Source organism: Kribbella sp. NBC_01505, from assembly GCF_045040285.1.
Lineage (GTDB): Bacteria > Actinomycetota > Actinomycetes > Propionibacteriales > Kribbellaceae > Kribbella.
This window is the reverse complement of the sequence record NZ_CP109425.1, coordinates 2,095,083-2,109,314: the sequence shown is the minus strand read 5'-3', so window position 1 is coordinate 2,109,314 and position 14,232 is coordinate 2,095,083. Positions and strand designations below refer to the sequence as shown.

Below are 14,232 nucleotides of genomic sequence, written 5' to 3'. Positions count from 1 at the left end.
CTCTTTCAGAGGGAGATAGGCCGCAGGCGAACCGCGACGGTGAGGAATGCGAAGGGCGAACCGGCGTCAGATGCGCGGTTCACGAGGGGGCCGGCGTCCGGATCGGAGGCGGGCGTTGGGCCGATGGGGTTGGCGAACCCTCGACAGATCGAGCTGCCTGGGAACGCCATCAGTACGGCGAGGCAGGTCTGAGCGAGGGCGAGCGAGTTGGCAGCCGAGGTGTTCCACACGACGACGCGGAGGAAGTCGGTGCGGGCCACGGGGTACCGGACGTCGGCCGGGCTGTCCACGGTGACGCGGATGTAGGGGAGGCCCTGCTTATCGGCGGGGCGTTTCTCCGGCGGGATGGTGCCGACCTTGACGGAGTCGGGGAGGCCGTCGCGAAGGATGCCGACGGCAACGATCAGCGCGTCGGGGAAGGTCACGGGAGGCGCTGACATGGGCTACGCCTTCTTCGCTTTGACCTCAAGGCCCGCCGCACGGGCGGCCTTGGTTAGAACGCCGTGCTTGCCCTCCATGCCGAGGCCGGCAGGGTGGGTGATCGTGACGGAGGTGGCGGCGCGGTCTGTGACGTAGTCGTCGACGGAGACCTCGCCTTCGATGCCGCGGCGAAGGATGTTGGGGTCGGCGCGGACGTTGTCAGCTACGTTCTCGGCAACAGCGTGGATAGCGGCGGCGACCTCGGCGGACCGAAGCATTGCCTGAATCCCCGCGCTGTCGAGCTTGATGCGGGTGGCGGCCATCAGTCCTCCAGTCGGGAGATTGGGATCTGCCAGAGCTTCGAGGCGGAGGGCGATCGGATCAGCGCGGGATCTCCGGCGAAGGTGTCGTCTCCCAGCCGGTAGCGGTCGCCCTTGCGGACGTCGGCTGACGGGGGGAGGAGGAGCAGAGTGCCTTGCACGACCTCGAAGCACTTCTCGGTGTGCTCGTCGGCGTTGTCGAAGTTGACGCCCTCGTTGCCGTAGGCATCGGTCTCAGTGGGCCGGAGGACGGTGATGGTGTCGGGGAAGTTCACAGGGTCCACCGCCCGTAGAACGGGTCAGGCGGGCCTGTGCCGGGGTCGTAGTACGCGGAGGGCGTGCGGATTGTGCCGACGCCCTTCCAGGCTTCGGGATCTGTCCCGGAGTTCTTCGCGGCCTTCTTGATCATGGCGACCTCGTCCTCGGAGAGGTAGACGGTCGCCTCGCCGGCGGCGAAGGTGTAGCTGTAGGCGCCGGAGCCCATGGCCTCGTTGTTGACGCCGGAGGGGTTTCGGAAGTCGCGGACCGCCGCGCGGACGATGATGGTGAGCACCTCGTCCGGCGCGGTGATCGAGTCGTCGTCGGGGTCCACCCATGTGACTGGGTTGGAGACCGAGCGGACGAGCGCAGACGCATCCTTGAGAGACGTCTGCGCGGCCACCAGGTCGAGACCGGCTAGAGAACCGACCTCGACCCGGAGGCGGACCTCCATGTCGGCCACGGTGGCGAGAGGGGGAAGTGTCATCGTGACTCGCTTAGGAGGTTTGAGGGGCGAGGATTACGCGGCGACCGTGGTGGTGTTGATCCGGTACGCGGACGGAACCGTGGCGATGACCGCGGTGGCGCCGGAGCGATCCACCTTGCGAGCCGGGATGTACTGCGTGCCGATGAAGGTCGACAGGAGCGAGCGGTCGGAACCGATCTGCGAGTCGTAGTCCTGGATGTGGAGCATGGCGAAGCCGTTGCTCGACACCGACGCGGAGAACGGAGCGCCGTTCGGAGCCTGCGGGGCGCGGACGGCCAGGGTGAAGGCCGCCTTGTGGTAGAAGACGATGTCGTCCTCGGCGAGGCGGTTGGTCTCGAAGGTCTCGAAGCCAGCCACCGGGCGCGCGCCCGTGCTCGGGTTGGTCGCCTGCGTACCGAGGTCGGAGAAGACCTTGGCGTCGACGAGGTTCTTGTAGACCTTGGTGCCACACGCGGCCATCAGGCCCGTGGTCGGCAGACCGTTGTCCCGCAGGAGCTTGCGGATCGCGGTGAAGGTCTTGGTCGGGTCCAGCGGGTCGTACGCGCCACCGGCGGCGATGGTCGCGGTCTCGGCGAGGGCGGTCATCTCGGCCGCGACCTTGGACTCCACCCAGTCGACGAGGGCGTCGATCTGCGGGGCCAGGACCTGACGGCCGAAGTCCTCCAGCTCGAAGGTGCGCTCGCGGTCGTTCAGAGCCACGACGCTGTACGGGTTCTCGTCGAGCGAGACGGTGAAGGTCGTCTCGGTCACGGTGTCCACGACGAACGCGGAGTTCTGGCCGGTGACGCCGGACTCGGTCAGGTCGCGGGTGCGAGCCTTCAGGACGGCGGGCACGCGCACGTTGACGCTGGTGCCCTTGCCGCCGCCGTAGTTGGCTTCGTAGTCGCGGTTGATGGTCTGCGCGAGGACGAGGTCCTTGGAGGCGAGAGCGTTCGCCAGGGCCACGACGTCGGGCGCGGTGTAGAGGGTGTTAGCCATGGGGTGGGGTGGCCCTTTCTAGGGTCAGATGGAGCGGATTCGGTCGGCCATAGCCGCCGCGTCCAGGGGGGTGGCGGGTGCGCCGCCGGTGCCGGGAGTGGCCGCGGGAGCGGGCCGGCCGGGCGGGGTCGCAGCCGGAGTGCCTGCCGGGAGAAGGGCCTTGATGGCTTCGGCTTGCGCGCGAAGGCCGGCCTCATCGGCGGCCGTCAGCAGGACGGCGGGGACGCCGAACTCAGCGGCGAGGGTGGCAACGAGGGTTTGTGCGGTCGCCGCGGCTAGTGCCTTCTCGGCGGCGTCGGCGCGAGCCTGGACCCTCTGTAGCTCGGTCATCTCGGCTTCGGCGCGCGTCTTCTCGGCGGCCTCGAAGGCGGCGAGCTTCTCGCGGGCCTTCTTCAGGTCGTCGGCCTGCGCTTCGATCTTCTTCTTGGCGCGGTCCTCGTCGTACGGTCCGTCGAAGACGACGGCCGGGGTCGCTTCCGCGGCGGGAGCTGCCGGGGTCGCGGGGGTTGCCGGTGTAGCCGTGGCCTCCGGGGTCACTGCGGGAGTCGCAGGAGTGGCCGGGGTGGCGGGGGCGTCGGGCATGGGTGTTCCTCCTGGGAACGCGGAGCGGCCGGGCCTGCCGGTCGCAAGATGTGGGGGTGGTGGTCAGCGCTGCGCGTCGTACGCGCGGCGGAAGGCGCGGGCCTTCTCGGCGCCGGAGAACTCGCCTGTCGTGGCGGACCAGAGGTCGGAGAACTCCTGACCTCTGCCGGGGACGGCGTCGTCGTGGCGATACATCGGTTGCGCGAAGCAACCACAGCGGTCGTGGTACTGGCCGCCGGCTGTCTCTTCGGACTTGTAGACGAAGCCGCGGGAGGCGAGCATCGCGCAGAAGGCGCAGGGCTTGCCGTCGGTGACGCGGGCGAAGCCGAGGGCCTTGGTGTCGCGGAGAGTCGTTGCGTGGATGGTGTTTCGGCCGCCGTCGGCGACGATGCGGAAGATGGCGCCGAGGGTGGACGACTCGGCCGCGCGCATGGCGGCTTCGATGGTCGCGCCCTTGGCCAGGGTCGTCCTGACGGTGACCGGGCCTGTGTAGAGCAGGGAGGCGGCTGTCTGCTCGATCGTGAGCGGATCGGCGAAGACGATCTCAGCGGCGCCGGGGATGCCGGAGGCGAATCGGTGCGACGTGTAGTACGCGGCGGCTAGCTGGGCAGTCTCGCGGCGGCCTGCACCAACGAGGAGGTTCTGAAGGGCTAGATACTGCGGGAACGTGCCGTTGAGGTCCGCGGGGTTGAGCAGGGTGCGGAAGGCGATGGTTGCCTGTGCTGCGACGGTGCCGGCTGCCCTCGCCTGAGCGACGCGGTAGGCGTTGGTCAGAGCGAGGGTTTCAGCGGACACTAGGCAGCCGCCGGGGGCTCCGCCGGAGGTTCAGCGGTGGCCGGATCGGGCGGCGGGGCGGTCTGGCGCGAGATGGCGTCAGCGAGCTGGCGAAGGCCGGTGTCGTTGGAGCCGAGTGCACGCCAGCGTTTGATGGTGGCCTGCGTGACGCCGGGGATCATCTCCCATGCACCCTCGGCCGGGACCGAGAGCATCTGGACCATCTTGCCGAGGGCATCGACGGTCTGAGCGAGGGAGCGGGCTTCGGTGTCGGCCCACTGGACCTGAGCGGTCTCGGTGCCCTCGTTGACGGGGTCGCCGGCGGCGATGGCGGCGAGCTTGAGGACCAGCTCCCACGACTCGCCGAACAGGGTTTGGAACCTCTTCAGCTTGCGCTGTGTGCCCTTCTCCGCGGCGGCGAGAGCGTCGGCGGAGAGGTTGATGAGGTCGCCGAGGAAGACGTGAGGCGAGGTTTGCGCGATGGCGGAGAGCGAGCTGACGGCCTGCTCGTACGAGGAGATGTGCCCTGCGACCTCGGTCTGTGCGAAGTCTCCGAACTTGGTGTCCGGTGAGTCGCTGATCCAGAGGCGGTCAACGGCGGCCTTGAAGGGCTCAACGGCCTTGCCGGTCTCGGGGTCGATGGGGACGTCGAGTCCGGTCGCCCAGCGCTGCCGGAACGAGGCGTACTGGATGGCGATCATGAGCGAGAAGACCGCGGTGTTGATGCGGTCCTGGATCGTCATCAGGGGCTTGATGATTCCGACGTTCTCGCCGTCGAGGCGGTCGCGGAATCGAACGAGCGGGGGCTTGTCGAAGCCGTGCGCGATGGGGCCTTCGCCGATGACCTTGAAGTTGTCCTGGCCCTTGGGCTTCTCGATGTCCCATACGTTCGGGCCTTCGAGGAGGGTGTACAGCTCGGAGCCCTGGGCGGAGACGCCGTTCTTGATGAGGGCGAGGACGGGGAAGTCGTCGTCCTGATCCTCGTACAGCGCCCACACGCGGGTTGGGTGAAGGGCCTTGATCGAGGGGTCTGGGTCGCCCTTGCGGACAAGGACGTAGGCCGCGCCGTACTCCAGAGCGGCGAGGTGCACGACACTCTGCCGGGCGTCCATACCGTTGCGCTGCCAGTGCGCCCATGCGGCGTCGTCGGCCTCGGCGGACGGCGTCCGGTAGCCGCTGACAGCGAGGCCCTGCGAGAAGGTCTCGGAGACCAGCGGGAGCCAGTTGGTAATGGAGGTCTCGGCGAGGGCCTTGTACTCCGCGGTGGCGCCGCGCGGCATGTAGGGGAGGTCGTGATCGCCCTTGAGGTACCGGCGGATCTTCCCGAGGAAGGCGTCCTTCTGGAGCGAGCTTGTGAGCTGGGACGCCATGTCCTGCGCGGTTTTGGCTACCTCTTCGGGGGCGAGAGCCATAAGGTCGCTCCCTTCAGGGGCGGGTTAGAAGCTGTGGAACTTGCCGGCGGGCTTGCGGCGTTTGGCGAGGACGTTTTCGCCGAGGACGCGGGTGCGAGCCATGCGGGCGAGGAGGAGCGCGGCGAGTGCGTCGACCTTCTTGGGGGATTCGCGCGACTCCTTGCCGAACGAGACGCCGAAGCGGCCCACACGACGGCGGGCGTTGAGGACGTGGCGACGGAGAGCGGCGGCGCCGTCTCGCTTGTCGTCGAGGTTGTGCGGGCCCCACGGGAGATCCCCGTCGGTGATGGCGCGGTGCAGAGCCTCGATAGAGCGTGTGGTTTCGGACTGGTGTCCGCGCATGTCGAACGCGACAGCGTGCCGGGTGGTGGCCTTGAGCAACAGCTTTTCTCCGTGCTCGTCGCGCCAGTTGTCGACGTCGGTTTCCCAGTAGGCGACGTCGGAGAAGAACGCGACGACGTCGAGGCTCTCGAAGGCCCAATCGACCATGCCGCGGACGGCGGTCTTGTCAATGGACCAGCCCACGCCGGCAGCGCCGGTGGGCTTCTCCCAGAGGCCGAGGAGGAACGGGGCGCCGTCGGAGATGCGGACGGCGACGAGGGCCGAGCTGTCGTCGGTGAGGCCGCCGTCGAAGCCGAGCGAGACGGGCTCGTCGGACTTCAGGGGCGGCAGATCGAGGCGGGCGTTGGCGTCCCACTGGTCGGGGTCGATCCAGGAGTTAGCCGCGGCGACGATCTGGTTGAGGTAGAACCGTCGCGAGTCCTCGGGGGAGGTGTCCGGGTCGTAGATCTCCTCGACGAGGCGGTCGATGTCGATCCACGTGGAATCGCCGTACGCGGCCTTCAGGGCAAGGCGAAGGATGACCTCGTCGGCCATCTCCTCCATGGAGATCGGGGGAGCCTCGCGGGAGTCGTAGAGGATGCCGGAGCCCCTGGAGCGGCCGTCCTTGATCGCGAGGTACGCGAGGTAGGAGCCCTCGGCAATCGAGCCTTGGTCGGGCTCGTGCGCGTTGGTGGTCTCGATGACGCGGGCGGCACCGTCGCGGGACTTAGCGAGGTTGCGCTTGATGACCGCGGCGAGCTTGTGACCGCCGTTGGACTCGGTCCAGTGGTGCGGCTCGTCCATGACGGCGAACGACGGGCGCGCGCCTTCCTGGGTCGACGCGGACGCGGTAAGGGGGATGAGCTTTCCGCCGCCGGGAAGGAGGATGCGGGTCATGCCGACGTCGAGACCTATGGTCTGGGGGAGGTCGGAGTCCTCGCACATGGCGCGGACGGCGGAGAGGGTGTTGTCGGTCTGCGTCTCGGAGACGCCGGCGACGACCACGACGGGGAGCGGGTGTCGCTTGCCTACCGGCTTGCCGTCGTCGAAGTGGGAGAAGCGGACGGGTCCGCACAGCTCGGCGAGGCAGAGGGCGCCGATGAACGGCGACTTACCCCAGCCCTTGGGGCGGCGGAGGACGCCGCGGCGGGAGAGGAACTTGCCGTTGTCGTCGACGGCGTACCACCACAGGATGAACGAGATCTGTTCGCGGGTGAGGCGGTACGGGTCGCCGGCCTCGTCGCCGTCGGGCTGGAGGAGGTGGGCGTGAATCCAGCGGATGACGCCGAAGCCGAGGCTCTTGACTGAGCCGTCGGTCGGGAAGGTTTCGAGGGTGGTGACTGCCGCGAAGCGCGGGTCGTTGACAGCGGCCTCGGCGAGGCTCACGAGAGCTGACCGAGGATGTCGTCGTCGTCTTCCTCGTCGACGAGGGAGAGGATGGTCGCGTCGATGCCGTCTCCAATGGAGATGCGGGCGCGGAGGCGATCGACGACGGTGGCGCCGAGGCGCTCCTCGTTGAGGCGGATCTCGGACATCGTCGCGCCGGTCGGGGAGGCGAAGTGCTTCTCGACGAGCGGGGCGAGGAGAGCGAGCCGAGCCCAGTCAGTCGGCTGGAAGATCTGTGCCTGCGCGGAGTTGCGCCACACGTCGTACCAGCGGTTGACGTCGTCGTCCCACGTCCGGCCTGTGGCCTCTTCGAGGGAAGGGCCACGGGTTACGCCGTCGGCGGTGAGGACGTGGTTGTGAGCGCCGAGGCCGGAGTTGTTCCGGTTGACGCTGTTGGGCTTCTTGGGGTTGAGCGTGCCTCTGGCCATTTGCGGCCTCCTGGGCAGCGTTAGGAGCGCGTCGCCTGGACGCGCGAGGGGCGGTGATGTTGTTGAGCTGCCGGGGAATGAACTCGCACACGACAAGTCAGGGATCACTACATGGAGTTACTTGCATACGCGGGTTGAAGCTGTATGCATGTACAATTCCTGAGGCGCTATGCCAACTGGCCTTGGTGTCCAGGCTGGAAGGGGTCGCCCCCCACCCCGTCGAGCGTCGATCGAGCCGACTTCGGGTTAGTTGAGCGCGCCTGGGTGCCTAGACGGCCGGCGGGCGCTGTATCCCCGGCGTTCGCGAGCTTCAACGCCTTCACGCGAGGACTTCTCAGCGTGGTGGTCTTGGCACAGGGCGCGGAGGTTGGCGGGGGAGTGATCGTTGCCAGGCTCGATGTGATCGACCTGGTTGGCGCGCGTAACACAGTCGCGTACGCCGCGGTGGTCGCGGTGCTCGCAGGTGTAGCGAGCGTTACGTAGGACACGCAGGCGAATGGCCTGCCAGTTAGGGGGAAGCTCTGCTCTGCGGGCACTGTCGTCAGCCCATGGCATGGGGTGCCTGCCTGTTGAAATACGGAGGGGAGGGGGCCTTGTTCAGGAAGCAGGGGCTTTCACTAAAACTGAACAGGGTGGGGGATTGAACAGAAGAGGGGGTGGGGGGTGTTGGAAGAAGGGCGCACGGCGTCCGCTCAACCACGCAGGGGCGGGGAGGTTGGACCACCTCAACCGGGCCTGACGCTTGCGTGGGAGGGACGCCGTGCGGGTCCAGTGCTGGACGCGGGGTTGCCGCTATCGGTGTCCAGCGCACCGGCCGTGTGGGCGCTACCCACTCACACCGACGGCTCGGCGCCCGGTCATGACTGTGAATCAGTAGATACCGGGGCTGTGGTCATCGGGGAGTCGAACCCCGTTCTTCCAGCGTTTGGGCTGGCGCGCTGCCGTCATGCTCATGACCGGGCCACCGTGCGAGCGTCCTCGCCGTGGCCGCTGGAGTCGATCCCAGAAAGGCGCCGCGTGGGCCTGCCAATGGTCCGCGATTTCAGGTCGCGTCGGACATCCGGCGTGCGGGCGCTGCGCACCTAGCCGGGGACGAACCGGCCCAGTCGAGGGTGCGCGTAGAAGACCTGGTCCACGAGGGACGAGGTGGGTGGGGGAGACGCTTCCGGGCACGCCCCATCAGGGCTCGCGTGCGCGCGTAAAGGTCTCCCAATATAGAAGTGTGCGGGATCTGGCGATCTGCTCATATTTGACGATGTGAGCTGCGTCACACCTCACCATTCGAGGCGGTCGGGGTCGAAGGTGCCCTTGGTGCCGCGGTGGACGGTGACGCGGTTGTTGAAGGCCAGACCGAGAATCGCGGCCTTCTCGAGGATCGTCTCGGCGGCGTCGAACGCCTCGCCGTAGGTGCGGCCGGGCTTGGTCTCGCGGTAGGTGATGTGTGTCGGCGTCGAGGCGGCCTGTGCGGCGTCCTGGAGGGCGGCTAGGCGGATGCGCAGGTCTCGCCGTTGCCGGAACACTACGAGGGCCTCGTCGTCGCTCAGGTCGCCTTCTAGGGCGCTGTCCGCGGCGGTGATGGCTTCGGTGAGCTTGGCGACCTCGACGGGGTCCGCGGTGACGGCTTCGGGCATCCAGCCGCCGAGGTCTTCGGTGTCGTGGGCGAGGGTGCGGCGGAACTCGGCGAGGAGGAACGTCTCGACGTCCTCCATCTTGACCGAGACGGTTGCGGGGCAGGCTGAGCCGCCGCGGCAACGGTAGGTCCAGACGCGGCCGTTACGCGGTCGGTGAGGGCCCATCACGCGTTCACAGCTCCCGCAGTAGAGCAGGCCGGCGCAGAGGGCGTCATCCGTGTTGTTCGGGTGGTCGCGGGAGGTGGCGCGTTTGGCTAGGAGGTGTTGCAGCTCCACGAACTCAAGGTAGGTCAAGGCGGCTTGCTCCTCGTCGATGCGTACCGTGCCGTCCTCATTGCGGAGTAGTTGGTCGTGGTCGACGGTGGCGCCGTAGAGGTTCGGGTTGTTCAGGATGCGGGTGATGGGCGTGATGTGCCACGCGGTCTGGATGCCGGCTTTGCGGGCCTTCGCCGAGCCCTTGGGCTTCAGCTTGCGGGCAGTCCACTCGCGGACGATGGCGGCCTTGCTGCCACCCTTCCTGAGGTGGTCCAGTGCCCAGCGGACCGCATCGGCGTGCGCGGCGACGGGACGGCGTACGGAGCCCGGACCGTGGGGGTTTGGGACGGTCTCGAAGAGCCATGGGCGCCGGCCGCCGACGGCTCGGCCTACCTTGCGGTTGGAGGCGCGGTGGGCGAGGAGGCGGGCGGAGGTAGCGTCACGCTCGCCCTTGGCTCCCTCGGCGTGTAGGGAGAAGATCGTCTCCCAGCGCGGTTGCGACGAATCGACGCCGTCCTCCGCGGTGAGGATGCGGGGGCGGTGCGCCTTGGACGGGAGCCCGGTCGTTGGGTTGATCCCGTTGGCAAGGTCGACGAGGGGCGCGATGGAGGCGATGCCGCCACGGGAGATGCGGTCGGACTTCCACGCGATGAGTAGGTCAGCTCCCTCGGCGCCGTCCTTCATCCAGGCGAGGAAGCCGGGGCGCTGACGGAGTACGCCGGACCAGCCATCGTCCTTCCGGACGGCGATAACGCGGGCACCGAGGCGCTCGGCGATGGCGCGGCTGTGCGCCTCCTGTGTCTCGAAGCCCGTCCTGTCCTCCTCGTCAGGGGACGAGAGGCGGAGCATGATGGAGGCGGTGAGTTCGTCGGCCATGGTTACGGAGTCTACCGTTTCACCACTGCTTCGGCATGGTGATGGCGAACCTGGGCTGTACGACGCACGGTGCGTGCATGGTGATCCCCGGTCCGGCGTTCGACCCGGCTGCCACACTGCAGGCGGTCCAGGACGAGCGGTGCACCGGACTGTACGGCGTACCGACGATGTTCATCGCCGAACTGGGACTGCCGAACTTCAAGGGCTATGACCTGTCCACACTGCGCACTGGGGTGATGGCTGGGTCACCGTGTCCGGTAGAGGTGATGAAGCGGTGTGTTGCCGACATGCACATGGCTGAGGTGGCCATCTGCTACGGCATGACCGAAACGTCGCCGGTGTCCACGCAGACCCGGCGTGACGACGACCTGGACCGCCGTACGTCGACAGTCGGGCGCGTGATGCCGCATGTCGAGGTGAAGCTCGTGGATCCGGCCACTGGTCTGGTGGTCGAGCGTGGTGAGCCGGGAGAGCTGTGCACTCGCGGCTACTCCGTCATGCTCGGCTACTGGGACGACCCCGAAAAGACTGCCGAGGCGATCGACCAGGCGCGCTGGATGCACACCGGCGACCTGGCCACGATGCGCGAGGACGGCTACGTGAACATCGTCGGCCGGATCAAGGACCTCGTCATCCGCGGCGGCGAGAACATCTACCCGCGCGAGGTCGAGGAGTTCCTCTACACGCACCCGTCCATCGCCGACGTCCAGGTGATCGGTGTCCCGGACGAGAAGTACGGCGAGGAGCTCTGCGCGTGGATCAAGCTCAAGGACGGCGCCGAACGGCTCGACGCCGACGCGGTCCGCGAGTTCGCCACCGGCAAGCTGGCCCGCTTCAAGATCCCGAAGTACGTGCTGCTCGTCGACGACTTCCCGATGACCGTCACCGGGAAGATCCGGAAGATCGAGATGCGCGAGAAGTCGGTCGGCCTGCTCGGCCTGTCGTGAAGCGAACTGTCGTGAGCAGGGCGCCGACGGCGAAGGCCGCGCCGAGCACGCTGACACCGGTCCAGCCGGCGTGGGCGTACAACCAGGTCGACGCGATCGCGCCGAGGCCACTGCCGAGCGAGTAGAAGATCATGTAACCGCCGATCAGGCGGCTGCCCGCATCCGGCCGGAGCGGGTAGATCCGGCTCTGGTTGGTGACGTGGATCGTGCTGTTGGCGAAGTCGAGAACGACGGCGCCGATCGCCAGTGCCAGCAGGGATTTCGGCGTCCAGAAGATGACCGCCCAACTGGCGACCAGTACTGCGGCGGCAACCAGCGTAACCAGTTGCCCATGGCCCCTGTCCGCCAGTCGCCCGGCCGGGCCGGCCGCGATCGCCCCCGCCGCACCGATCAGCCCGAACGCACCGATCGCCGTGTGCGACAGACCCTGATCGGTCAGCGGCAGGGCGACGGCGCTCCACAGTGTGCTGAACGAGGCGAAGATGAAGAAGGCGCGCAGCCCGGCGTTCCGGAACACCGGCTCCGCGCGCCACAGGTCGATGATCGAGCGGAGCAAGGCGCCGTACGAAAGGTCGGTGCGCTGCTGGGGCGGAGCCGGGACGAAGGTTGCGGCGATCAGCAGGCAGAGGGCGCAGGCCACGAGATAGATCGCCCGCCAGCCGGCCACGTCGGTGAGCGCTCCGGAGGCGGTGCGGGCCAGCAGGATGCCGAGTACGACGCCTGTGGTGATCGCGCCGACGGTCCGGCCGCGTTCGTCCGGCGTACTGAGTGAGGCGCCGAACGCGACCACCGACTGCGTGACCACCGCGAGCCCGCCGACCGCGGCCAGCCCGATCAGCAGCAGGACGGCGTTCTGCGCGAAGCCGACGATCAGCAGTGCACCCGCGAGCAGGACGAACTGCGTGCGGATCAACCGGCGGCGGTCGAGTCGATCGCCCAAGGGGACCAGGAAGAACAGGCCCAGCACATAGCCGATCTGGGTGACGGTCACGAACAGTCCGACCGTGCTCGTGGACAGGCCGAGGTCCTGGCCCATCGTCACCAGGAGCGGCTGGGCGAAGTAGACGGTGGAGACCGCGATCGCGGCGGACACCGCCAGGAAGAGTCTTGGTTTCATGTTGAAACCGTACGACCTCCTGGTAGCATCTTGCAACTAGGAGGTGGTGAGGTGGTCAAGCGGACCCGGTTCGACGAGGAGAGTTGCCCGGTGGCGCGATCGGTGGATGCGGTCGGCGACTGGTGGTCGCTGCTGATCGTGCGCGATGCGTTCGACGGCAGCCGCCGCTTCGGTGAGTTCCAGCGGAGCCTGGGGATCGCGAAGAACATTCTCAGCGCACGCCTGAAAGGCCTGGTGGAGCAGGGAATTCTCGAGCCGGGCGACCAGCACGAGTACGTACTCACGGCCAAGGGGCAGGCGCTGTTCCCGGTGATTGTGGCGTTGCGTCAGTGGGGTGAGGCGTTCTCGTTCGGCCCTGGCGAGCCGCGCTCGGAGCTCCTCGACCGCCGGGACGGCCAACTGCTACGGCCGCTTGAGGTGCATGCTGCCGACGGCCGTCTGGTGACGGCCGCCGACACTGAGGTGCGAAAGCCTTAACGAACCGCAGCTAGCGCAGCTGAGTCTTCGTCGCCGAAGACGTCTTCCAGCTTCTCGGGGGAGTAGTCCAGGTCGATACCGGCCACATCTGCGCCGACGGCCGACTCGATCGCGCCGAGACGCCGGGTGGCCCGGTCGCCGGCGTACGTCATCAGTGCGGTCGGGTTGATCTCCGGTGGGAGTTCGGGGGAGTTGTCGAGCGCCCACTGGATCTGGACGAGTGCGTGGGGCAGCAGCTCCTCCATGGTGTCGGTGACGACCTTCCAGTTGGTTGCGTCGCCGGCGACGTGCCGGCGGCAGGTGAACGTGCCCCATGCCATGTGGCGGCGTTCGTCATCACCGATCCGGCGGATGAGCTCCTGCATGCCGGGCAGTACGCCGCGCGCCGTACAGAGCAGGTTCCAAGCGTGGTAGCCGGTCAGAGCGAGTGTCCCCTCGACTACGTGGTTGTAGGTGACGGATGCGCGGACCTGGTTGGCCGGTGAGGGGTCGTCGGCCAGTGACTTGAGTGCAACGGGGAGGGCCTCGTAGAAGATGGCCCGGTAGCCCGGATTGGTCTCGACGTACCGGTGCAGGTCCTCGGTGACGCCGATAGCGTCCAGCCAGAGCCGGAAGACCGCAGTGTGCTTGGCCTCCTCGAAACAGAACTGCGTCAGGTACATCTCGTCACCGAAGCGACCCTCCGCTGCCATGGCTTGCAGAAACGGCTGCAGGTCCTCGGTGACTGCCTCCTCGCCCGCGATGAACTGTGAGCAGAGCATCAGCGCGTTGTCTTTGTCGTTCTCGCTCATGCCTTGCCAGTCGAGAGCGTCCTGGGTGAAGTCGATGTCACGTGGGTTCCAGAACTTGCGGTTGCCCTTGTCGAACAGTCGCAGCGGCAGTGCGTCCCAGTTGAAGCCACCTGACTTCAATGAGCTGAAACCCTGTCTGTGCAACGGATTCGTCATCACTGCCTCCTGGACTGGACTAGGAAGGGACTGAGAACGCGAGCCAGCTGCGCCGCCACAATCGCCGGTGGGGGACCCGGCGTGACGATGTGGCTCAGGACGACGCGGAGTGCGATGTCGACGCAGCTGGTCGCGTCCTGTGGTGGCACCTCGGGCCAGTGCTCACGGACGTGGGCATCCAGCGCCTGGTGGCTCACCTCCAGCAGTTGCTGCCCCCGTGTGGTCAGCAGCTGACTGGCCTGGTCCGATCCCGGCTGTCCCAGCATCGCCTTCACCAGCGGGTTCTCCCCGGCCAGTGTGAGCGCCCGCTCGACCGCGGCCTGCAAACCGGCGATCGGATCGGACTCTGCAGCGAGTGCCGCGTTCACTTCCAGCAGGAACCGTTCCGTCTCCCGCGTGGTGACCGCCTGCAGCAGCCCCCACTTGTCGCTGAACTCGTTGTAGACGGTCTGCCGGGACACTCCGGTACGCCGAGCCACCTCGGCCATCCGGAGTCCGTCGTACCCACCGTCGACGATCGCGTCGTGGGCAGCGTCCAGCAGCTCGTCACGCAGCCGCCGCTTGGTCCGGTCCGCGAACGAGTCCATGTCCCTGATGGTTTACAAAACAGTCCAAA

17 protein-coding genes are annotated in these 14,232 nt (G+C 67.5%); 3 read left to right on the top strand and 14 right to left on the bottom strand.

Features of this window, described 5'->3' with window-relative positions; all coding sequences use genetic code 11:
• Positions 1 to 5 precede the first annotated feature (5 nt).
• The 10 genes from OG474_RS09645 to OG474_RS09600 form a co-directional block, all read right to left on the bottom strand.
• The gene (locus tag OG474_RS09645; protein ID WP_405061895.1) at positions 6 to 440 is read right to left on the bottom strand and encodes a hypothetical protein; all 435 of its coding nucleotides are present in this window, start codon (positions 438 to 440) and stop codon (positions 6 to 8) included.
• A gap of 3 nt (positions 441 to 443) precedes the next feature.
• Positions 444 to 743, bottom strand: a complete 300-nt coding sequence (locus tag OG474_RS09640; RefSeq protein WP_405061894.1) for a hypothetical protein — start codon at positions 741 to 743, stop codon at positions 444 to 446.
• On the bottom strand, positions 743 to 1,015 hold the full coding sequence (locus OG474_RS09635; RefSeq protein ID WP_405061893.1) for a hypothetical protein: 273 nt from the start codon (positions 1,013 to 1,015) through the stop codon (positions 743 to 745). Before OG474_RS09635 ends, OG474_RS09640 begins: the two co-directional genes overlap by 1 nt.
• Complete coding sequence (locus OG474_RS09630) at positions 1,012 to 1,485, bottom strand: hypothetical protein (RefSeq protein WP_405061892.1); 474 nt, start codon at positions 1,483 to 1,485, stop codon at positions 1,012 to 1,014. The genes OG474_RS09635 and OG474_RS09630 overlap by 4 nt, the downstream gene beginning before the upstream one ends.
• A gap of 33 nt (positions 1,486 to 1,518) precedes the next feature.
• Positions 1,519 to 2,463 carry a P22 phage major capsid protein family protein gene (locus OG474_RS09625; protein ID WP_405061891.1) on the bottom strand — a complete coding sequence of 315 codons (945 nt, stop codon included), beginning with the start codon at positions 2,461 to 2,463 and terminating at the stop codon, positions 1,519 to 1,521.
• 24 nt (positions 2,464 to 2,487) lie between these two features.
• On the bottom strand, positions 2,488 to 3,045 hold the full coding sequence (locus OG474_RS09620; RefSeq protein ID WP_405061890.1) for a hypothetical protein: 558 nt from the start codon (positions 3,043 to 3,045) through the stop codon (positions 2,488 to 2,490).
• Positions 3,046 to 3,108: 63 nt separating this feature from the next.
• Positions 3,109 to 3,840 carry a hypothetical protein gene (locus OG474_RS09615; protein WP_405061889.1) on the bottom strand — a complete coding sequence of 244 codons (732 nt, stop codon included), beginning with the start codon at positions 3,838 to 3,840 and terminating at the stop codon, positions 3,109 to 3,111.
• Positions 3,840 to 5,231 carry a phage portal protein gene (locus OG474_RS09610; RefSeq protein ID WP_405061888.1) on the bottom strand — a complete coding sequence of 464 codons (1,392 nt, stop codon included), beginning with the start codon at positions 5,229 to 5,231 and terminating at the stop codon, positions 3,840 to 3,842. Before OG474_RS09610 ends, OG474_RS09615 begins: the two co-directional genes overlap by 1 nt.
• Positions 5,232 to 5,255: 24 nt before the next feature.
• On the bottom strand, positions 5,256 to 6,938 hold the full coding sequence (locus tag OG474_RS09605; RefSeq protein ID WP_405061887.1) for a hypothetical protein: 1,683 nt from the start codon (positions 6,936 to 6,938) through the stop codon (positions 5,256 to 5,258).
• Positions 6,935 to 7,366: a hypothetical protein gene (locus OG474_RS09600; protein ID WP_405061886.1), complete on the bottom strand. Its 432-nt coding sequence runs from the start codon at positions 7,364 to 7,366 to the stop codon at positions 6,935 to 6,937. Before OG474_RS09600 ends, OG474_RS09605 begins: the two co-directional genes overlap by 4 nt.
• Positions 7,367 to 7,705: 339 nt before the next feature.
• Between OG474_RS09600 and OG474_RS09595 the strand changes: the two genes are divergently transcribed.
• Positions 7,706 to 7,849: a hypothetical protein gene (locus OG474_RS09595; protein ID WP_405061885.1), complete on the top strand. Its 144-nt coding sequence runs from the start codon at positions 7,706 to 7,708 to the stop codon at positions 7,847 to 7,849.
• Between the two features lie 791 nt (positions 7,850 to 8,640).
• Here the strand turns inward: OG474_RS09595 and OG474_RS09590 are convergent.
• A complete protein-coding gene (locus OG474_RS09590; RefSeq protein WP_405061884.1) occupies positions 8,641 to 10,128 on the bottom strand; it encodes a recombinase family protein in 1,488 nt (495 codons plus the stop codon).
• Between the two features lie 35 nt (positions 10,129 to 10,163).
• Between OG474_RS09590 and OG474_RS09585 the strand changes: the two genes are divergently transcribed.
• Positions 10,164 to 11,075, top strand: a complete 912-nt coding sequence (locus OG474_RS09585) for an AMP-binding protein (RefSeq protein WP_405061883.1) — start codon at positions 10,164 to 10,166, stop codon at positions 11,073 to 11,075.
• Here OG474_RS09585 and OG474_RS09580 read toward each other — a convergent pair.
• Entirely contained in the window at positions 11,011 to 12,192 is a 1,182-nt protein-coding gene (locus OG474_RS09580) for an MFS transporter (RefSeq protein ID WP_405061882.1), read from the bottom strand. The genes OG474_RS09585 and OG474_RS09580 overlap by 65 nt on opposite strands.
• A 51-nt stretch (positions 12,193 to 12,243) precedes the next feature.
• Between OG474_RS09580 and OG474_RS09575 the strand changes: the two genes are divergently transcribed.
• Positions 12,244 to 12,669 (top strand): winged helix-turn-helix transcriptional regulator, encoded by a 426-nt coding sequence (locus OG474_RS09575; protein ID WP_405061881.1) that lies wholly within the window; start codon positions 12,244 to 12,246, stop codon positions 12,667 to 12,669.
• On the opposite strand, the gene OG474_RS09570 is transcribed toward OG474_RS09575, so the two are convergent.
• Positions 12,666 to 13,616, bottom strand: a complete 951-nt coding sequence (locus OG474_RS09570; protein WP_405061880.1) for a R2-like ligand-binding oxidase — start codon at positions 13,614 to 13,616, stop codon at positions 12,666 to 12,668. The two genes, OG474_RS09575 and OG474_RS09570, sit on opposite strands and share 4 nt — an antisense overlap.
• Positions 13,616 to 14,203: a TetR/AcrR family transcriptional regulator gene (locus OG474_RS09565; RefSeq protein WP_405061879.1), complete on the bottom strand. Its 588-nt coding sequence runs from the start codon at positions 14,201 to 14,203 to the stop codon at positions 13,616 to 13,618. The genes OG474_RS09570 and OG474_RS09565 overlap by 1 nt, the downstream gene beginning before the upstream one ends.
• Positions 14,204 to 14,232: the final 29 nt, after the last annotated feature.